This is a genomic window from Rhodococcus sp. BUPNP1 (assembly GCF_002215235.1).
Taxonomy (GTDB): Bacteria; Actinomycetota; Actinomycetes; order Mycobacteriales; family Mycobacteriaceae; genus Rhodococcus.
In genome coordinates this window covers 1-18,504 of the sequence record NZ_NERM01000046.1, presented here as the reverse complement: position 1 = coordinate 18,504, position 18,504 = coordinate 1, and the positions used below count along the sequence as shown (strand labels likewise).

Sequence of the window (18,504 nt, the reverse complement as noted above, 5' to 3'; positions counted from 1 at the left end):
AGGTCGGGTGGCCAGTCCTTTCAAGCCCCACTCGAGAGTGGGCAAACCTTATGCAGCCTCGCCCGGCCCGCCCGGGTTACAGCTCAACGTAACTCTCACGAAGTAACTGCACCTACGAACTTAAGGACCTCATGCAACTCGAACACACACTGTCCGTTCCCGCCCCGGTCGACGAGGTGTGGACCGCCCTGCTGAATCCGGAGAAGGTCGCGCCGTGCATGCCGGGCGCGACGCTCACCGGGGTCGACGGCGACACGTTCACCGGGACCGTCAAGGTGAAGCTCGGACCGGTGGCGCTCACGTTCAAGGGCACCGGCGTGTACGTCGAGAAGGACGAGAGCGCCCGCCGGGCGGTCATCGAGGCCAATGCGAAGGACACCCGAGGCAACGGCACGGTGGCCGCGACCATCACCGTCACCCTCACCGGCGACGGCGACCGCACCGACGGCATCGTGAGCACCGACATGAAGATCACCGGCAAGCCCGCCCAGTTCGGGCGGGGGATGATCTCGGATGTCGGTGGGAAGATCCTCGAGCAGTTCGCGGACTGCCTGTCGAAGAAGCTCGGACCCGAAGCGGCGGCCTCCTCCACGTCCTCCTCTGTGTCCTCCTCCTCCGCGGCGACCGCTGAGGCAGCCGAGTCGCAGCCCAACGAGTCCGTGCCGGCGAGCCCGCCGCTCACCGCCGCGGGTTCGGGCGACGAGCCGGCCGGTGGAGCATTCGTCGGGCCCGGCGCCGGGGACGACGACTCCGCGCAGCTGCGGCCGAACGAGTCGGTTCCGCCCAGCCCGGTGAGCGCCTCACCGGCGCCGACGATGACCTCGACGCCTCCCACGCCGTCGACGACTCCCTCCCCGGCCGCGCCCCCGCAGCCCGAGGCCGAACCGCTCGATCTCATGCAGTACGCGAAGGGATCGGTCGCGACGCGGGTCGCGCCGGTGGGAGTGATCGCGATCCTCGTCGTGGTCATCGCGGTGATCCTCCAGCGTCGATCGGGACGCTGACCTCACCGGATCCACTCGAACGCTGCGGATCGAGCCCCGTCGAACGGGCCGGTCCGCAGCGTTCGTCGTCGTCAGCCCGCCTGTGCTGCGACGCGGCGACGCCCGACCGGGTCGAGCTGCGCGCGGAGCCAGGCGTGCGCGGGATCCGCATCGCGCTCGGCGTGCCACACTGCGAATTCACGCAGGGGCGGCAGCTGGAAGGTCGGTTCCAGGATGCGCAGCGACGCCGACTCGGCGAGGTGGCGGGCCATTCGTTCGGGCAGGAAGGTGATCATGCGGGTGTTCTCCAGGGCGTACGGGAGAACCGCAAGGTTGCCGCTGGTCGCGCCGACGCGGGCCACCACCCCGGCACGCAGCAGCGCGCGGCCGAGGTTGGTGTCGTCGGAGTACTGCGCGTAGGACAGCAGCGGGTACCGGCCGAGCACTTCACGTGTGAGCTTGGTGCCGGTGTACGGGTGGCCGGACCAGACCGCCCCGACGAATCTGTCGGACAGCACGACCTGCCTCCGGCAGGTCTCGAACTCCGGGGATTCGAGGACGTATTCCGGCAACACCGCGAGGTCGATCTCGAACCGCCGGAAGGCATCGAGACCGGCGCCGTTGACCGGCAGCAGATCGAAACGGATGTTGGCCGGGGTGCTCCCCCGCACCAGCAGGCGCAGGAGGGTGATCTCCGCATAGTCGCCGGTCATGATCGTGAAGGTGCGCGAATCCGTCGCGGGGTCGAAACCGGGTGCGGCCAGCACCGAACGCTCGAGGGTCCGCAGCACCTCACGGAGCGGTTCGATGATCGCCTGGGCCCGCGCGGTGGGACGCAGTGTGCGGCCGCTCTTCACGAGAAGCGGATCGTCGAATTGCTTGCGCAACCGGGCGAGAGCCGTACTCGTGGCCGGTTGCGACATGTTCAGTCGCCGCGCCGCACGCGTGACATTGCGTTCGGAGAGCAGGACTTCGAGGACGACGAGCAGGTTGAGATCGACCCGTCGCAGATCCATGCGCCCCCTGACATCGAAACCCGGCGGAACGGGAAATTCCGGCGGCATCGTAGCGCACGACCGTGATGTATACGCAAGGTCGAATACCAGCTATCGGACTTGGACGGCGATCTTGTGAGCGCAGCGAAGTACTACCTACTCTGACCCACGTCCTGACGGCAGCGAACCGTGATTCGCCCTGGCCCGAATTTCGAAGGCGAAATTCTTCACTTGCCGAAGTCCAGTTTCGGCCGGCCGCCGACTCAGGCAGGTAGAGAGGTTCGGGGGCGAAACGTTGTGAGTCTCATGAGGAAATTCCGGCAGCACACGCCGGACAACTGGCGTCTGTGGCGCAGGATGACCGCGGTCGTCGCCGTCCCCATCGTCGCCGCGACCCTGTACGGCTCGCTCCGCGTCTACGACCTCTACCAGGAGAACGACGCCTACAGCGCCGCCGCCGAGAACGTCTCCATCCTGCCGACCCTCGCCGACTACGCCACCAGTGTCACCGGTGCCGCCGCAGCGACGATCCTGTCGATCCCCGTCGACAACGGCGCCCAGGTCGCCCGCGAATCCGCCACGACGCTGCGCGACCACATCGACGCCAAGGATCTCGATCCGCAGATCGCGGCGATGATCAACCGCATGCTCGCCGAGGGCGAGAGCCTGCTCGACAGCGCGTCGTCGGGAACCCTGGCGCCGACCGTGGCCAGCGAGCGCGCCGAAGGATTCGTCAGCCGCGCCCAGGCCGCCTACCGCGCTATCACGACCACCACGGACGACCCCACCGTCCAGCGCGAGAGCGCGACACTTCTCGACCTGTGGGACACCCAGTGGTCCCTGCTCGACCAGGTCCTCGCGTACTCCGCGCTGAGCGCCGGAACCGACGGTGCCCTGTTGATGTGGAACAACGCCCTCGGTGTCGAGTCCGCGCGACTGGCCGTCCTCCGCGACACCTTCGTCGAGAACGAGGCCGCAGACGCCTCGCGGGTGGACGGTCTGATGACCCAACTCGAGAACCGCCGCAGCCTCACGGCCAACCTCGACAACGAAGAGGGCAACGTCGCCGCCCTGCGCGGGTCGATCTTCGAAAGTCTCATGATCTACCAGGAGGAGGTCGCCGGTTCCGCGACCCGAGCCGTGGCCGCCCTCGACGACCTCGCGGCCGGAGCGCGCACCGAAGCCCTCAAGAACGCCATCGGTGTCGCGATCATCCTGCTGCTCGCCCTCACCCTGGCGATCGTGATCGCGATGTCGCTCGTCCGGCCGCTGCGCCGGCTGCGCGACGACACTCTGCGCACCGCCGAACAGGATCTTCCCGCCGCACTCGCGGCGATCAAGGACGGCGCCGAGATCGAATCCGTCACACTCGATCCGGTCCGCGTCCACACCCGCGAGGAGATCGGTGAGGTCGCGCGCGCCGTCGACAGCATGAACGAGGGCGCCCTGCGTCTGGCCGGCGAACAGGCTCAGCTGCGCCGCCAGGTCAACGAGATGCTCGAGACCCTCGCCCGCCGAAACAAGACGCTCGTGGAACAGCAACTGGCGCTGATCGATTCGCTCGAACACGAAGAGCGCGATCCGACACGTCTGCAGAACCTGTTCGCACTCGACCACCTCGCGGCCCGCATGCGGCGCACCGGCGACTCGCTGCTCGTCCTCGCCGGTACCCGCCAGCGTCTCGGCCGCGTCCCCGACACACCGCTCGTCGACGTCCTGCGCGCGTCGGTCTCCCAGGTCGAGAACTACCAGCGCGTGAACATCGGAAATGCGCCGGACGGCAATCTGGTCGGCAGCGCCGTCACCGACGTCGTCCACATGATCGCCGAGCTCCTCGACAACGCACTGCGCGCCTCACCGCCCGAGAGCACCGTGGCGTTCGCGTTCTCCCGGGCCGTCGACGGTGGCCTCCTCCTCGAGATCGCCGACCGTGGAATCGGTATTCCCGCAGACGAACTCGCGGACATCAACATGCGGCTGGGTTCGGACGGCGAAGCCGGATCCGGTGCCGCACGGCGAATGGGTCTGTTCGTGGTCGCGCGCCTCGCCGATCGTCACGGCATCACGGTGCGTCTGCGTCCGACCTTCGACTCGTCCACCAATGCCGGCATCACCGCGAGCATCTACCTGCCGACCAGCCTGCTCAAGGGAACCGGCCGGAACCACGACGATCCGTACCGGATCGATCGGCCGCGCCGCCTGCCCGATCCCCCGTCGGAGTACGGCGAGCAGTTCCACGCCGACCCGGCATCCGGATCGCAGCCGGCGGTCGGAAACCGTCACTCGGCACCCACCCCCGCTCTCGCGACACCCGGGACGAGCCCGGGCATCCGGCGCGGACAGCTGCACGAACGATGGGTTCCCCGCGGCGCAGGACAGTAGGCGGACAGCGGGTGGGTGGTCTGCCATCCTGACGGCATGACCGTTCCCCGCGTCGACGTCCACCAGCACGTCTGGCCGGCACCGCTCGTCGCGGCGTTGCGGGCACGCACACGTGCGCCGCGGCTCGTCGGATGGACGCTGTACCTCGACGGTGAACCCCCGTACGAGGTGCGACCCGAGGATCATTCGATCGCCCGGCGGGCCGAGCTCGCGGCGCAGGACGGCATCGACCTGGTGCTGGTGTCGTTGTCGAGCCCGCTGGGGATCGAATCGCTGCCCGCAGCCGACGCGGCCGGTCTGCTCGACGCCTACCACGAGGGAGTGCTCGCGCTGCCGCGCCCGTTCGGGGCGTGGGCGGCGGCGTCGGTCGACGATCCCGATCCCGCGGCGCTGCGCGAGGTGCTCGGGGCGGGTTGCGTCGGTCTCCAGCTTCCCGCCACCGCGTTGGCGGATGCCGACGGCTACGCGCGGTGCGCCCCGCTCCTCGACGAACTCGACCGCGTCGGTGCTCCCCTGTTCGTGCATCCCGGGCCCGCCGCGGCCGATCCGTCGGCTCCGCCGTGGTGGCCGGCGATGGTGTCGTACGTGGCGCAGATGCACACCGCGTGGTTCGCCTGGCACGAGTACGGGGCCCCTCGCCTCCCCGGACTGCGCGTGGGGTTCGCGATGCTCGCCGGACTCGCGCCGCTGCACGCCGACCGGATGGCTGCGCGCGGCGGACCGGCGACGATCCCGTCGGCCGAAGTGTTCGTCGACACCTCGTCGTACGGTCCCGAGATCGTCGAGGCCGTGGCGGCCGGACTCGGCCCCGACCGCGTCGTGCTCGGCTCGGACCGCCCGTACGCAGCACCGTTGCTGTTCGGCGACGAGCGCGACGAGCCCGTACGGCGACGCAATCCGGCCCGGTTGTTCCGAACGTCACACGAGTGAAAACCTTGACAGCGCCGCATCCGGCCGCTGAAGTGAGCGACATGCATCTTCCGGCGACCCTGCGGCATCGCAGGCTTCATGTGGACTACGTCCGCATCGCCGGTGGTTTCTGTGGTTGTCGCGCCTGTCGTTGATCCCGGCCCGACCCACTTCTTCTGCCCGGACGACCCTTCGGTCCCGTCCGGCTCCTGTTTCGAGGAACCACGATGCCTGCTGCTCTTCTGTCCCCCTCCGTGCGCGTCGATCTTGCCGAGATCGTCCGTGACATCGCCGCGGACGTCGCCCGCTGGCGGCCGCTCGTCCGCTTCGACGAGACCGAACGCTGGTACACCCGGCTCGCCGTCGCCGACGACTACGAGGTGTGGTTGCTGAGCTGGCTTCCCGGTCAGCGCACCGGGATCCACGATCACGGTGGCAGTGCCGGCGCGTTCGCCGTCGCGCAGGGACGGGTCCGGGAGGACACCGTCGACCAGCCGTGGTCGGAAGACCTTCCCGGGCAACATGTGACGCTCTCCCGCACCCATCTGTCGGCCGGTGCCACGCGTCGATTCGACGGCCGGCACGTGCACGAGGTCGTCAACGACGGCCGCGTCCCGGCGGTGACGGTGCACGCCTACGCCCCCGCACTGGACTCGATGAGCCGATACCGGCTCGAGAGCGGCATCCTCACCCTCGCGACCTCGGAGCGTGCCGGCGACGACTGGTGATCCACTCGTGACAAATCCGGCACAGTGGGTATCCGCCGGGATAGAGTCGAAAACCGACCGTGCCGCATCCGAGGGAGCAACCCGTGAAACGCTTCGCACGCACCACCGCACTTCTCGCCGTGTCCGCCTTCGCCCTGGCCGCCTGTTCCGGCGGCGGAGACGAGGATCCCCTCGCCGGGGATACCGCGGACGGAGGCGCGATCGTCGTCGGTTCGGCGAACTTCCCGGAGAACGTCCTGCTCGCGGAGATCTACTCGCAGGCGCTCGAGAGCGCGGGGGCCGAGGTCACCCGCCAGTTCAACATCGGCAGCCGCGAGATCTACTACGACCAGGTCGCCTCGGGTGCCATCACCCTCGTCCCGGAGTACAACGGCGCACTGCTCGCCCGGATCGACCCCGACAGCACGGCCTCGACCACCGAGGACGTCAATGCGGCCCTGTCCGAAGCTCTTCCGGACGGGCTCGAGATCCTGGCCTCCGCCCCCGGTGAGAACAAGGACGCCCTCGTCGTCACCGAGGAGACCGCGCAGCGCTACAACCTGGTGAGCATCGCCGATCTCGCGCCGGTCGCCGGTGAACTCGTCCTCGGCGGACCGCCGGAGTTCGAGACACGCCAGCAGGGTGTCGTGGGTCTGCGTGAGGTGTACGGGGTCGAGTTCCGCGAATTCGTCCCCACCGACACCGGCGGTCCCATCACCATCCGCGCTCTCTCGGACGGCACCGTGCAGGCCGCGAACATCTTCACCACCGATCCGTCGCTGAGCACCGAACCGTTTGTGGCGCTGGAGGACCCGGAGTCGGTCTTCGGAGCCCAGAACGTCACCCCGCTGGTGCATCGCGCCGATCTCGACGACGACGACGTCGCGAAGATCGACGCCGTGTCCGAGAAGCTCACCACCGACACCCTCGTCGTCCTGGTCGGACAGGTGGTCACCGACGGCCGCGACATCGACGTCGTCGCCGAGGAGTGGTTGCAGCAGAACGATCTGAACTGACGGAAGTCGGTGCCGCGTGATCACATTCGACAACGTCGAGAAGCGTTATCCCGACGGGACCGTCGCCGTCGACGGACTCTCGCTGGAGGTCCCGACGGGCACCCTGACGGTGTTCGTCGGGCCGTCGGGCTGCGGGAAGACCACCTCGTTGCGCATGATCAACCGGATGGTCGAACCCTCGGGCGGGCGTGTGCTCGTCGGGGGCCGCGACGTCCGGGACGAGGATCCCCGGATCCTGCGCCGCGGCATCGGATACGTCATCCAGCACGCCGGGCTGTTCCCCCACCGCACGGTGGTCGACAACGTCGCCACCGTGCCCCGGTTGCTCGGCGCGAGCCGTAAGGAGGCCCGCGCGACCGCGATGGACGTGCTCACCCGGGTCGGACTCGGAAAGGAGCTGGCGCAACGCTATCCGGCGCAGCTGTCCGGCGGGCAGCAGCAACGTGTCGGGGTGGCCCGCGCGCTGGCGGCCGATCCTCCGATCCTGTTGATGGACGAGCCGTTCTCCGCGGTCGATCCCGTGGTCCGCAAGGATCTGCAGGACGAACTCCTGCGCCTGCAATCGGTGCTGGCCAAGACGATCGTGCTCGTCACCCACGACATCGACGAGGCGATCAAACTGGGCGACCGCGTGGCCGTCCTGCGACCGCGCGGGGTGCTCGCCCAGTACGCGACACCGGAGGAGCTTCTCACCTCCCCCGCCGACGATTTCGTCGCCGGATTCCTCGGCGTCGATCGCGGTGTGCGGCTCATGTCGTTCTTCTCGTCCGCCGACCTGCCGCTGCGCACCGACCCGATCGTCACCCGCGATGCCGCCGAACTCGCCGTCGGCGACGGCTGGCTGCTCGTCGTCGACGACGACGGACGCCCGACGGGGTGGCGCGACGGCAGTGCCGATGCGGAATTCCTGCCGGCCGGAAGGCCGTTCGTTCCCGGACGGGATCCGCTGCGCGTCGTGCTCGATGCGGCCGTGCTCTCACCCTCGGGCCATGCCGTGGCGGTGGACGACGACGGACGCGCGCTCGGGGTGATCAGCAGCGAAGAGGTGGCGGCGGCGGTCCGCGCGGCGCACAACCACCGGGAGGCCGGCACCCCGTCCCCGCTCGAGATGCGGAAGTCGCGGTGAGCCTGCGGATTCCCGGTTATCTCGGGACGTTCTGGGAACTGCTCGGCGATCATCTCGTCATGGCGCTCGGCGCGTCGCTGCTCGGCCTCGTCCTCGCCCTGCCGTTGGGCCTGGCGTGTGTGCGGTGGCCGCGGGTGTACGCCCCGGTTCTCGCGGTGTGCAGCGTTCTGTACTCGATTCCGTCGCTTGCCTTCTTCGTGCTGCTCATCGCGTTCACCGGGATCAGCCGGACCACGGTGATCCTTCCGCTGGCCGTCTACGCGCTGGCGGGCCTCGTCCCGAACGTCGTCGACGGGTTGCGCGCCGTGCCCGACAGTGTCCGCCAGTCGGCGGTGGCGATGGGATTCTCGACACCGCGCCGGTTGCTCACCGTCGACCTGCCGCTGGCGATCCCTGCGGTCATCGCGGGACTGCGGGTCGCGACGGTCGCGAACATCAGCATGGTGAGCGTCGGAGCGCTCATCGGCATGGGTGCGTTCGGGGCGTTGTTCACCGCGTCGGTGCAGCTCGACCGGCTCGATCTGGCGATCATCGGCATCATCGCGACCGTCGTGATGGCACTGGTCGTCGACGCGGTGCTCGTACTCGTCCAGCGTCTCGCCACGCCGTGGATGCGCCGCACCTCGAAGGTGTCCCGATGACGACCCTGCTGAACTATCTGGCCGAGTACTTCGGCGACTCCGCGAACTGGTCGGGTGCGTCCGGGATCCCGACGCGACTGACCCAGCACTTCGGCTACACCCTGCTCGCGTTCGTGATCTCCGTGCTCCTCGCGTTGCCGCTCGGCCTGTGGACGGGTCACACGGGCCGCGGCGGCGTCTTCATGTCCCTCACGGCGAATGCCGCACGCGCCCTCCCCACCTACGGCCTGCTCGTGTTGCTGGTCGTGCTGTACGGGATCGGGCTGGTTCCGGTGATGGTGCCGCTGGTGGCGCTCGCGATCCCACCCATCCTGTTGAACTCCTACGAAGGGATCCGCGGGGTCGACCCGGCACTGACCGACGCCGCCCGCGGGATGGGGATGACCTCGTCCCAGATCCTGCTGCGGGCCCAGCTCCCGGTGGCTCTGCCGCTGATCCTCGTGGGCCTGCGCACCGCCGCCGTGCAGATCGTCGCGACCGCGACCATCGCCGCGGCGGTGAGCTTCGGCGGGGTGGGCAGGCCCATCGTCGACGGTCTCGCGCGCAGCGACTATGCCCTGGTCGTAGGCGGTGCCGCCCTGGCCGGGATCTGCTCGCTGGTGATCCTCGCGCTCTTCGCGGTCCTCGGTCGGGTGCTCGTCTCACCCGGCGTCCGGGCCTCGCGCGACTAGCCCGTACGACCCCTCCGACGCCTCCTTCGGAACCGACGAACGTGTCGGTGGCCCGGAGCACACTGGAGGTAGAGACGAAGTCCTATCGAGGAGGCGCAGGTGCGATGTATGCGCAACGCGAAACCTACTTCGGCTGGACGTCTCGGCGCGTACCCCTGTACGCAGCCGCGCAGCCCACGGCATCCCCGGCCACACCGGCCGCATCCGGTCCGAGCGTCCGTCCCGACGACGAGAGCGTTCCCTCGGGTGTGACGCTCGACCGCATCCTGCCCGAGTCCGTGCTGCACGGCCGTCTGGTCGCGTATCACGACGCGGACGAGGACAGGGACTACGTGGCCGTGGCGGTCGGCGCGGTGGCGGGCGAGAACGATGTACCGGTCCGGGTGGCCGAGGAGGAGACACTCGTGGTGTCCGCGGCCCGCAGCGTGATCAACGGGGTCCTCGTCGGCACGGAGGACGACGACCTCGACGAACTGGAGGTCGCCCGTCAGCTCCGCTTCGGCGGACCTGTCCGCGACCTGCTGGAATACATCGGCGCACGGTCGGTCGTGGTCGACTGGAGCCCCGCTGTGGCGTGATCCGACGGGGCCGTGGCGTGATGTGACCGAGGCCCTGTCATCGCGGATGTGTGACGCGCCGACACACACATCTGCAACGACTCGGCGTTCAGGTGGTACGGTCGTAGGTGTCCCCGTGACCAAAACGTAATAATTCGGGGATTATCGCAGCCCTGGGGTGGGTACCCGAGCGCTCGGGTTCCACTGGGAGGGTGACCGGAAGTGGCGATGCCGGACTGATAGCTACGCCCGTCGGGGGCAGCCCGGCATCGCCACTTTCGACCGGTCTTCCGTGACTCAGTTCTCCGTTACCGGCACAGCAGCGGCCAGGGAGGCCAGAGCTGCCGGAGTCTCGACCGCGAGGAGATGACCCACCTCGGGAAGCGCGACGAAATGCGCACCCATGTCGTCGGCCAGCTTGTTCAACGCGTCGACCTGCACGAGGGGATCCTTGCTTCCCACGACGACCTCGACCGGACGCCCACGCCAACGGCGCAGCACGGCTCGGTCGATGCGGGGCATGTTCGTCAGCGACGTGCAGTACGCGCCGACGCGGCAGGACCACCGCAGGGTCTGCTCGTCGGGCCGGTAGTCGCATCCGGCGAGTGCCCTGAGGTAGCGCTCGGTGTTCTCGAGGTTGGGCTCGTTGCGCCACTGCAGGCCCGGAATGAGGGCACGGTTCCACCGGACGCGCGGGACGAGACCCAGCGGCGCGGCGATCACCAGCTTCTCGATCCGGTCGGGATCCTCCACCGCGGCGGCCACCGATGCCGACCAGCCGAGACCGATCACGGGAACCCGCTCGACGCCGAGTGCATCGAGCACCTCGACCAGCCAGTGGCCGTAGACGCTGTGGATCCGGCTGTCGGGCCGGCTGCCCGCGCTCGCACCGGGAAGACCCGGGACGTCCACGAGCACCACCCGGTGCTGCTCACCGAACTGCTCGGCGAGCAGACGCAGCCCCGCCGCCGGGAGGTCGCCACCCGCGAGCACCACGATCGGCGGTGCGGTGGCAGGGCCCGTGGTGAGCACGTAGGTGTCGCCCAGCGACGTGCGGGCGACGTGCTCCTCGACGGGACGCTCCCAGTAGGTCAGCAATCCTGTGCACGCGTGGTGGATCACGCTGCCGTCTCCGGGGCAGCGGTAGGGCGAACGTGTCAGCAACGCCATCATCCTCCTACCCGGACGATTCCGGGGACGACGAGGGATTCAGGGAACGGCATGAATGGATCTTCTTTCGTGGGGTACGAGCGTCTTTCGCCGCCCAACCTCGGGCACACCGCACGACACCGTAGCCCAGTGCTCGGTGTGAACGCCACCCGTGGTTCCGGAAAATTTCACAGCCGTCCCTCACGTCACATTCGTGCCGAATGCCGTTTCACCCCTGCGCCTCCAGGTCCTCCCACGAGGCGTGGACCTGGGGCCGGAAGCCGTAGCCGGTATCGGGCTCGGGCAGATGTGCTTCGGGGTCGATCACGACGACCTCCACCCCGTCGCGATGGAGCCGACCGATCATCTCCAGCAACATCCTTCGGCCGACGGGCAGGATCGTACGGACGAGGGACAGGTCGAAGACCAGGCGTTTCGTCGCTACCGGTTCGTCGACCACGGCCGTCACGAGACCCTCGGCACTGGTGAACTGGAGGTCGCCCTGCAACTCGAGCAGAGTGAGAGCCTCGTCACCCTCGCCGATGACATGTCTTCTGCGCAACACCGAGTGTGCGACCATCGGCGCGTCCATCAGATGCAGGTTCATATCGCGGGAGAGACGACCGAAGGCGGCGACCCCCTGGACGCTGGTGCCGTGGTCGTCGAGGCGCGGCGAGTACGCCGCAATACCCAACTGTCCCGGTAGGATTCCTATGATTCCGCCGGACACGCCGCTCTTGGCAGGGATACCGACAGTGGAGAGCCAGTCCCCCGCCGCGTCGTACATCCCGCAGGTCGCCATCACCGACAGCACCTGGCGCACCACGTCGCGCGAGAAGATCTCCTCGCATGTCACGGGTTGCACGCCGCCCGCCGCGAGTGTCGCGGCCATCATCGCGAGGTCCTTGGTCGTCACCGTCACCGAGCACTGCCGGATGTACCCCTCGACGATCTCGTCGGGATCGTCCTCGAAAACCTCGTACCCCCGAAGGAGATTGGCGATGGCGACATTGCGATAGGAGTTCTCGAGTTCCGACGACGCGACCTTCTCGTCGATTGCCAGGTCGCGGCCGGCCAGGGACGACAGCAGGGAGCGGATGTCCTCCACCGAGTCCTCGACCGGCCTGTCGTCGAGCACCAGGGCGTGTGCAGCGAGCGCACCGGCATTGATCATCGGGTTCAGCGGACGGCCCGTGTTGCGTTCGAGCGAGACCTCGTTGAACGCCTCCCCGGACGGTTCGACGTCGATCACGTCGAGTACGGCGTCGAACCCTCTCTGCTGCAGTGCGAGACCGTAGACGAAGGGCTTCGAGATCGACTGGATCGTGAACTCGGTGTCGTCGTCGCCCACCGAGTACATCGCCCCCTCGGCGGTCACGAGGGTGAGGGCGAACCGGTCCGGGTCGGCCCTCGCCAGTTCGGGGATGTAATCGGCGAGTGCGCCCGAACTGTCGGCACATCCTCGGAGCACTTCGGTCAGATAATCCGGCAACGGTGAACGCATGTATTCATCGTGACCGAATCGGACGCTGCCGGGGCGGGGAGTGACGAAGGCGATTGAACCGACAGACCGGCGGGTATGCCATCCCCATGACTGCTCTGTCGTCGGCGCTGTCCGTGCCGTTCCGAGTGGGATCCGCGCTGCGCGGAGCACGCGTGTTCCATCCGCGCGGCGCGACCTTCGAAGGGGTCGCCGAACTCGAGTCGTCCTGGTGGCCGCAGCAGATCCCCCGCCCTACCCCTGTCGTCGCCCGGGTGTCGCGGGGCATCGGCACACCGGACGGGATGCCGGACGTTCTCGGTCTCGCGGTGCGCTTCGCCGCGAAGACCGGCCCGTGGGACATCCTCCTCGCGTCGGCCTATCTGCCCGGCCGGGTGGCGCTGCTACCGGCCCGCTCGTGGTCGAGTGCCCGCTACAGCACACTCATGGCCTATCGGACCGACAGCGATCCCACGCCGCGGTGGATCACCGCCGTTCCGCGCGGACGGCATCCGTCCTCGACGACCTCCGTGCAGGCTCTCGAGGTGCCGCTCGAGTTCTCGCTCCTGGTGGGCTCCGCCCGCGGCCCCCTGGAATCGGCGGGACGCCTGACGCTGAGTCGCCGCCTGTCCGAGAAGGATTCGGAGCAGCCGTCCTTCGATCCGACCGTCCACTGCCCCGGATTCGTCGATCCGTGGCCGGGCTGGCTCGTCGAGACTCGGCGCGACGCCTACCGGGCGAGCCGGGCCGGACGAGGCGCCTCCCTCGCCCGGCCGCAGCACACCGTCAGCTGATCACCGCGTCGATCGTCTTCTTCAGCGCGGACGGCTGCGCCGGCGACCGCGGGGCGTCCTCCTTCATCTCGAGCATACGGGCACCTATGTCCTGCAACTGCTTACGTCCGAGTGCCTCGCGCACCTTGGGGAACCACTCGTCCTCCTCCTCGTCGATGTGATGCTCGACGTTCTCGATCAGGACCGTCGTCTTCGCATCGAAACGCTCTGCGTCGGGCTTCATTCCGGCCAGTTCGACGACGAGCACATCGGCGACGTGGTGCTCCTCGTACGATTCGAGGATGTCGTCCTCGAGATCGGGGAGCAGGGAACGTATCTCGGGGTACATGCACTCGTTCTCGAGATAGGTGTGCACGGTGAGGGCTTCGATGATCCTGTCGACGATCTTGCCCTTCTCCTTCTCCCCCTCGGCCTTCCGGAAGTCGCGGAAGAGTTTCTTGATCTCCTTGTGGTCTTCCTTCAGCAACACGATCGCGTCTGTGGACACGGTTCCTCCTGCGGCGTGAGCACTGCCGCCCCCAGCGGGCGTGGCACAGGAATACCCATCCGCGACACCGTCACACGCGCACGCGATCCGCATTCGCGAGGATGGCCGAGCGCAGGGCCGCCTCCGGACCGCTGAGTACGGAACGACGCGCCATGAGCACGAACTCGATCTCACCCGCATCGGGAAGCAGTCGCTGGGGATCGCGCACCGGGACGAGACCGGGCGGAGGGAGCCGTTCGGCGTGCAGCACCACGCCCAGTCCGGCGAGCGCCGCGGCGCGCAGGCCGTTGAGACTGTCGGTCGTGCACGCGACCCGCACACCGCGCCCGCTGCGCTGGAGGACCTCGAGCGCGATGTCGCGGGTCAGGGCCGGCGACGGATAGGACACCAGCGGTGTCGGCTCGTCCGGATCGAGGACGTAATCGGGGGCGGAGAGGAAGACGAGGCGCTCGCGGAAGATCATCTCGCCGTGGCGGCTGCCCGGTCGGCGCTTGCCGAAGACCAGATCGAGTTCGTTGTCGTCGAGTCGGCGCTGCAGATCCTCGCTCAGATCCACGGTGAGTTCGAGATCGATTCGGGGATGACTGCGCCGGAACTCGGCGAGGATCGACGGCAGTTCGTAGAGCACGAGGTCCTCGGAGACCCCGAAGCGCAGCCGGCCACTGAGCGACGATTCCGAGAAGTGCCTGCGCGCGGCGTCGTGGCGATCGAGGATCTCGCGGGCGAAGGCGACCATGTCGGCGCCGTCGGCCGTGAGCTCGACGTTGTGCGTGTCGCGGACGAACAACCGGCGCCCGATCTCCTTCTCGAGTCGCGCGACGTGCTGACTGACCGTCGACTGACGCAGGCCGAGCCGCTGGGCGGCGGCGGTGAAGCCGCGCTCACGCTCGACGGCGAGGAAGCTCCGTAGGTGCACCGGATCGAACACGACCCCATTTCATCACGAATCGCGATTACAGAAAACGTGGTGACCGTCTTCTGTAATGACGTCCGGCTGCCGTACCGTCGATTCGTGCTCTCCAAGATCCCCGTGCTCGGACGACTCGACCCGTTCCTGCTCGCCATCCTCGCCACCGTCGCCGTCGCTGCTCTGCTGCCCGCCGACGGGGTCGTACTCGACGGCGTGAACTGGGCCGCCAAGATCGCCATCGGGTTGCTGTTCTTCCTGTACGGCGCGCGCCTGTCCACGCAGGAGGCCATCGAGGGTCTCAAGCACTGGCGTCTGCACCTGACGATCCTCGCCACGACCTTCGTCGTCTTCCCGCTGCTCGGCCTGGCCGCGAAGGTGCTCGTGCCGTCGATCCTGAGCGACCCGCTCTATCTCGGCGTCCTGTACCTGTGCCTGCTGCCGTCCACGGTGCAGTCCGCCATCGCGCTCGTCTCGGTGGCGCGCGGCAACATCCCCGGTTCGATCGTCTCGGCCAGCGCCTCGAGTCTCATCGGAATCTTCGCGACGCCGCTGCTGGTCGCGCTGACGATGTCCACCCAGGGCGTCACCTTCAGCGGGTCGGCCGTGCTCGACATCGTGCTGATGTTGCTCGTGCCGTTCGTCGTAGGTCAGCTCCTGCGGCGCTGGATCGGTGGCTGGGTGAAGGCCCACGGCAAGCCGCTCAAGCTCGTCGACCGCGGATCGATCATGCTGGTCGTGTACGTGGCGTTCAGCCGCGGCATGAACGAGGGCATCTGGTCGATGATGTCGGTCGGTCGCCTGCTCGCCCTCGTCGGTGTGTGCGCGGTGCTGCTCGCGATCGTGCTCGCACTCACCTGGTACTCGTCGCGCGGACTCGGTTTCGAATACCAGGACCGTGTCGCGATCCTCTTCTGCGGCTCCACGAAGTCCCTGGCCACCGGCCTTCCCATGGCGATCGTGCTCTTCCCCGGCCAGCCCATCGGCCTGATCGTGCTGCCGCTCATGCTGTTCCACCAGATGCAGCTCCTGGTGTGCGCGGCCCTCGCCGGCCGGTTGGCGAAGAAGGCACCGGAAGCTCTTGCGACCGTGTGACAGAACGACCGTGTGGCAGCAGCGATGCGGCCGTTCCCGGAAACCCGGGGAACGGCCGCATCGTCGGATCGGGACCGGTCGTCACCGTCCGGCAGGGTTGCGCACCAGTTTCTTGTTGGCGAACTCGGCGAAGCCGAAACGGGCGAGTTCGCGGCCGAAACCGGACCGCTTGACCCCGCCGAAGGGCAGATCCGGCGAGCTCTTGCTGGTGCTGTTGATCCAGACCATGCCGGTTTCGAGTTCGTTCGCCACGCGCTCGGCCACGGCCGGATCGGCGATGAACACGCTCGACGCCAGACCGAACGGCGAATCGTTCGCGATCTCGACGGCCTCGTCGACGGATCCGACGCGATGGACGACCGCCACGGGACCGAACAACTCCTCGTAGTACGCGCGCATCCCGGGCGTGACGTCGGTCAGGACGGTCGGCGGATACCAGGCACCGTCACCGGTCGGACGCTCACCTCCGGTCAGCACCCGGGCGCCGCGCGACACCGCGTCCTGCACGAGCTCGTCGAGTTCGTCGACAGCCGAACGCGACGACAGCGGACCGAGTTTCGTCCCGGGATCGGTCGGGTCGCCCGGCTGCCAGGCGTCGATCGCCTCGAGGAACTTCTCCACGAACTCGTCGAAGACCGGTTCCTCCACGAGGAAGCGCTTCGACGCCGTGCACGCCTGACCGCCGTTGGCGAACCGGCCGACCGCGGCGGCGGTGGCCGCCGCATCGATGTCGGCGTCGCGCAGCACGATGAACGGATCCGAACCGCCGAGTTCGAGGACGCACTTCTTCAGGTTGCGTCCCGCGACCTCACCGACCGCGGCTCCGGCCTTCTCGGATCCGGTCAGCGACACGCCCTGCACACGCGGATCGGCGATCGCGTCCGCGACCTGCGCCGACGAGACGAAGGCGTTGGCGTAGACGCCTGCGGGCAGGCCCGCGTCCTCGAAGACCTTCTCGATCGCGAGTGCCGCCTGCGGGCAGTTGCGGGCGTGCTTGAGAATGATCGTGTTGCCCAGAGCGAGGTTCGGTGCCGCGAACCGGGCCACCTGGTAGTAGGGATAGTTCCACGGCATGACGCCGACCAGCGGACCGATCGGTTCCGTGCGGACGACCGCGGTACCCGGGCCCGAGATGTCGAGCGGTTCGTCCGCCATGAACTCCTCGGCGTGGTCGGCGTAGTACCGGTAGATCGACGCGACGAGGGCGACCTCGCCCTCGGCCTGGGCGATGGGCTTGCCCATCTCGAGCGTGAGGATGCGTGCCAGCTCGCCGGCACGCTCCCGGTGGATCTCGGCGACACGTTCCAGGATCGCGCGACGCTTCTCGAGCGGCGTCGCCCGCCACTCGCGGTAGGCCTCGGCGCTGCGCGCGACGAGAGCCTTCAGTTCGTCGTCGGAGATCTCCGGGAACTGCGCGACCTGTTCGCCGGTCGCGGGGTCGATGCTGGTGTACACACCCATGATGTTCTCCCGATGTACGGACGGGGCCGGACGCGACGAACTCGTTGCGCCCGGCCCCGTCCTCGATGAAAGTTTCGGTGTCCGCAGGAGACGGACTCCTACTTGCGGTACCAGTCGGCGATCCGCGCGAGTTCGTCGGCGACGAGAGCGGAACGTCCTGCCAGGAACGGGAAGACGTGTTGCTGGCCTTCGCCGATCGAGAGGGTGACGTCCACACCCGCGGCCTCGGCGCGCTCCTTCAACCGCGTGGCGTTGTCGAGGAGCGACTCGACGCTGCCGGCGTTGATGTAGAGGCGGGGGAAGCCCGCGAAATCGGCGTAGAGAGGGTTCGCCAGCGGGGTCGTCGGATCGATCGTGTCGCCGAGGACCCCGGCGATCATGCCCTGGAGCAGTTCCGGCGTGATCAGCGCATCGGTGTCGTTGTTGGTGACGAGGGTTTCGCCCTTGTTCTCCATGTCGAGCCACGGCGAGAAGGCGATGACCGCGCCGGGGCCCTGCTTCCCCTGCTTCAGCAGGGCGAGTGCGATGGCGACGGCGAGGTTGCCGCCGGCCGAGTCACCGATCGTGGTGATGTCCTGCGGCGCGATACCGTCGGCGACCAGCGCGTCGAAGACCGCGACACCGTCCTCGATCTGCGCGGGGTGCTGGAACTCGGGGGCGCGGCGGTATGGCATGTCCCCTGTGAGTAGGTCCGGGTTGTTCTAGAGTCCTGATTGCCCTGGTGAGGGCGAAGAAGGGACGATAGGGATCATGGCGGGACGCAAACGTCACTCGGCGGAGGACATCGTGCGCAAGCTGCGCCGAGCCGACGAGTTGGCCGCGGAAGGCAAGAACGGTGAAGAAATCGCCGCAGCGCTCGAGGTGTCGGCGGCGACGCTGTACAACTGGCGGCGTCAGTACTCCGGCATGGACGCCGATGCAGCGAAGGAACTCAAGGAACTGCGGGAGCAGAACAGCCGGCTCAAACGGTTGCTCGCCGATGCCGAGTTGGAGAAGGACGCGCTGCGGGAGATCGCCAAGGACGCTCCTATAGAGGTCAAGTGGTCAGAGCTCGGTAGTCCTGTCGTAGCGCGGTGAACACTTCGCGGGCGAGATAGCGTTTCTGGCATCTGATGATCTCAGGCATCGATTTGCCCTCTGATGT

At 68.1% G+C, this 18,504-nt stretch carries 18 protein-coding genes and 1 pseudogene; 12 read left to right on the top strand and 7 right to left on the bottom strand.

Translation table 11 applies throughout. From position 1 onward, the window contains the following. The first annotated feature begins 131 nt into the window (after positions 1-131). Positions 132-1,004: an SRPBCC family protein gene (locus B9C99_RS24445; protein WP_088899653.1), complete on the top strand. Its 873-nt coding sequence runs from the start codon at positions 132-134 to the stop codon at positions 1,002-1,004. A 71-nt stretch (positions 1,005-1,075) separates the two neighbouring features. Here the strand turns inward: B9C99_RS24445 and B9C99_RS24440 are convergent, their stop codons facing one another. After that, the gene (locus tag B9C99_RS24440) at positions 1,076-1,999 is read right to left on the bottom strand and encodes a LysR family transcriptional regulator (protein ID WP_088899652.1); all 924 of its coding nucleotides are present in this window, start codon (positions 1,997-1,999) and stop codon (positions 1,076-1,078) included. A 285-nt stretch (positions 2,000-2,284) separates the two neighbouring features. Here B9C99_RS24440 and B9C99_RS24435 point away from each other — a divergent pair, with 285 nt between their 5' ends. The 8 genes from B9C99_RS24435 (at position 2,285) to B9C99_RS24400 (ending at position 10,008) form a co-directional block, all read left to right on the top strand. Further along, complete coding sequence (locus B9C99_RS24435) at positions 2,285-4,360, top strand: ATP-binding protein (protein WP_088899651.1); 2,076 nt, start codon at positions 2,285-2,287, stop codon at positions 4,358-4,360. A 36-nt stretch (positions 4,361-4,396) separates the two neighbouring features. Then, positions 4,397-5,290: an amidohydrolase family protein gene (locus tag B9C99_RS24430; RefSeq protein ID WP_088899650.1), complete on the top strand. Its 894-nt coding sequence runs from the start codon at positions 4,397-4,399 to the stop codon at positions 5,288-5,290. A 206-nt stretch (positions 5,291-5,496) separates the two neighbouring features. Continuing rightward, positions 5,497-5,997, top strand: a complete 501-nt coding sequence (locus tag B9C99_RS24425; RefSeq protein ID WP_088899649.1) for a cysteine dioxygenase family protein — start codon at positions 5,497-5,499, stop codon at positions 5,995-5,997. Between the two features lie 83 nt (positions 5,998-6,080). Next, the gene (locus B9C99_RS24420; protein WP_088899648.1) at positions 6,081-6,992 is read left to right on the top strand and encodes an ABC transporter substrate-binding protein; all 912 of its coding nucleotides are present in this window, start codon (positions 6,081-6,083) and stop codon (positions 6,990-6,992) included. 16 nt (positions 6,993-7,008) lie between these two features. Continuing rightward, positions 7,009-8,118 carry an ABC transporter ATP-binding protein gene (locus B9C99_RS24415; RefSeq protein ID WP_088899647.1) on the top strand — a complete coding sequence of 370 codons (1,110 nt, stop codon included), beginning with the start codon at positions 7,009-7,011 and terminating at the stop codon, positions 8,116-8,118. Continuing rightward, the gene (locus tag B9C99_RS24410; RefSeq protein ID WP_088899646.1) at positions 8,115-8,759 is read left to right on the top strand and encodes an ABC transporter permease; all 645 of its coding nucleotides are present in this window, start codon (positions 8,115-8,117) and stop codon (positions 8,757-8,759) included. Before B9C99_RS24415 ends, B9C99_RS24410 begins: the two co-directional genes overlap by 4 nt. Further along, positions 8,756-9,430 carry an ABC transporter permease gene (locus B9C99_RS24405; protein ID WP_160877146.1) on the top strand — a complete coding sequence of 225 codons (675 nt, stop codon included), beginning with the start codon at positions 8,756-8,758 and terminating at the stop codon, positions 9,428-9,430. Before B9C99_RS24410 ends, B9C99_RS24405 begins: the two co-directional genes overlap by 4 nt. 104 nt (positions 9,431-9,534) lie before the next feature. Then, positions 9,535-10,008, top strand: coding sequence for a hypothetical protein (locus tag B9C99_RS24400; RefSeq protein WP_088899644.1), 474 nt, complete (start codon positions 9,535-9,537; stop codon positions 10,006-10,008). Between the two features lie 276 nt (positions 10,009-10,284). Here the strand turns inward: B9C99_RS24400 and B9C99_RS24395 are convergent, their stop codons facing one another. Together B9C99_RS24395 and B9C99_RS24390 are read right to left on the bottom strand one after the other, a co-directional pair. After that, on the bottom strand, positions 10,285-11,157 hold the full coding sequence (locus B9C99_RS24395) for an alpha/beta hydrolase (protein WP_088899655.1): 873 nt from the start codon (positions 11,155-11,157) through the stop codon (positions 10,285-10,287). A gap of 208 nt (positions 11,158-11,365) precedes the next feature. Further along, positions 11,366-12,640, bottom strand: coding sequence for a glutaminase (locus tag B9C99_RS24390; RefSeq protein WP_088899643.1), 1,275 nt, complete (start codon positions 12,638-12,640; stop codon positions 11,366-11,368). Between the two features lie 86 nt (positions 12,641-12,726). Here B9C99_RS24390 and B9C99_RS24385 point away from each other — a divergent pair, with 86 nt between their 5' ends. Next, entirely contained in the window at positions 12,727-13,410 is a 684-nt protein-coding gene (locus B9C99_RS24385; RefSeq protein WP_088899642.1) for a phosphodiesterase, read from the top strand. On the opposite strand, the gene B9C99_RS24380 is transcribed toward B9C99_RS24385, so the two are convergent. Together B9C99_RS24380 and B9C99_RS24375 are read right to left on the bottom strand one after the other, a co-directional pair. Continuing rightward, positions 13,403-13,897 (bottom strand): hemerythrin domain-containing protein, encoded by a 495-nt coding sequence (locus B9C99_RS24380; protein ID WP_088899641.1) that lies wholly within the window; start codon positions 13,895-13,897, stop codon positions 13,403-13,405. The genes B9C99_RS24385 and B9C99_RS24380 overlap by 8 nt on opposite strands. A gap of 70 nt (positions 13,898-13,967) precedes the next feature. Further along, entirely contained in the window at positions 13,968-14,825 is an 858-nt protein-coding gene (locus tag B9C99_RS24375; protein ID WP_088899640.1) for a LysR substrate-binding domain-containing protein, read from the bottom strand. Between the two features lie 84 nt (positions 14,826-14,909). Between B9C99_RS24375 and B9C99_RS24370 the strand changes: the two genes are divergently transcribed. Further along, positions 14,910-15,899, top strand: coding sequence for a bile acid:sodium symporter family protein (locus tag B9C99_RS24370; RefSeq protein ID WP_088899654.1), 990 nt, complete (start codon positions 14,910-14,912; stop codon positions 15,897-15,899). Positions 15,900-15,980: 81 nt separating this feature from the next. On the opposite strand, the gene B9C99_RS24365 is transcribed toward B9C99_RS24370, so the two are convergent. Beyond that, entirely contained in the window at positions 15,981-17,360 is a 1,380-nt protein-coding gene (locus tag B9C99_RS24365) for an NAD-dependent succinate-semialdehyde dehydrogenase (protein WP_088899639.1), read from the bottom strand. A 98-nt stretch (positions 17,361-17,458) separates the two neighbouring features. Next, the gene (locus B9C99_RS24360; protein WP_253250192.1) at positions 17,459-18,034 is read right to left on the bottom strand and encodes an alpha/beta hydrolase fold domain-containing protein; all 576 of its coding nucleotides are present in this window, start codon (positions 18,032-18,034) and stop codon (positions 17,459-17,461) included. A gap of 76 nt (positions 18,035-18,110) precedes the next feature. Here B9C99_RS24360 and B9C99_RS26210 point away from each other — a divergent pair. After that, positions 18,111-18,380, top strand: a pseudogene (locus B9C99_RS26210) (transposase); the annotation flags it as partial. Positions 18,381-18,504 lie beyond the last annotated feature (124 nt).

What these genes read in the sequence shown, in the direction of transcription:
- B9C99_RS24390 (WP_088899643.1), bottom strand. Translation starts at nt 12,640, where the DNA reads ATGCGTTCACCGTTGCCGGATTATCTGACCGAAGTGCTCCGAGGATGT.
- B9C99_RS24425 (WP_088899649.1), top strand. Translation starts at nt 5,497, where the DNA reads ATGCCTGCTGCTCTTCTGTCCCCCTCCGTGCGCGTCGATCTTGCCGAG.
- B9C99_RS24365 (WP_088899639.1), bottom strand. Translation starts at nt 17,360, where the DNA reads ATGGGTGTGTACACCAGCATCGACCCCGCGACCGGCGAACAGGTCGCG.
- B9C99_RS24445 (WP_088899653.1), top strand. Translation starts at nt 132, where the DNA reads ATGCAACTCGAACACACACTGTCCGTTCCCGCCCCGGTCGACGAGGTG.
- B9C99_RS24435 (WP_088899651.1), top strand. Translation starts at nt 2,285, where the DNA reads ATGAGGAAATTCCGGCAGCACACGCCGGACAACTGGCGTCTGTGGCGC.
- B9C99_RS24430 (WP_088899650.1), top strand. Translation starts at nt 4,397, where the DNA reads ATGACCGTTCCCCGCGTCGACGTCCACCAGCACGTCTGGCCGGCACCG.
- B9C99_RS24385 (WP_088899642.1), top strand. Translation starts at nt 12,727, where the DNA reads ATGACTGCTCTGTCGTCGGCGCTGTCCGTGCCGTTCCGAGTGGGATCC.
- B9C99_RS24440 (WP_088899652.1), bottom strand. Translation starts at nt 1,999, where the DNA reads ATGGATCTGCGACGGGTCGATCTCAACCTGCTCGTCGTCCTCGAAGTC.
- B9C99_RS24400 (WP_088899644.1), top strand. Translation starts at nt 9,535, where the DNA reads ATGTATGCGCAACGCGAAACCTACTTCGGCTGGACGTCTCGGCGCGTA.
- B9C99_RS24360 (WP_253250192.1), bottom strand. Translation starts at nt 18,034, where the DNA reads ATGCCATACCGCCGCGCCCCCGAGTTCCAGCACCCCGCGCAGATCGAG.
- B9C99_RS24395 (WP_088899655.1), bottom strand. Translation starts at nt 11,157, where the DNA reads ATGGCGTTGCTGACACGTTCGCCCTACCGCTGCCCCGGAGACGGCAGC.
- B9C99_RS24405 (WP_160877146.1), top strand. Translation starts at nt 8,756, where the DNA reads ATGACGACCCTGCTGAACTATCTGGCCGAGTACTTCGGCGACTCCGCG.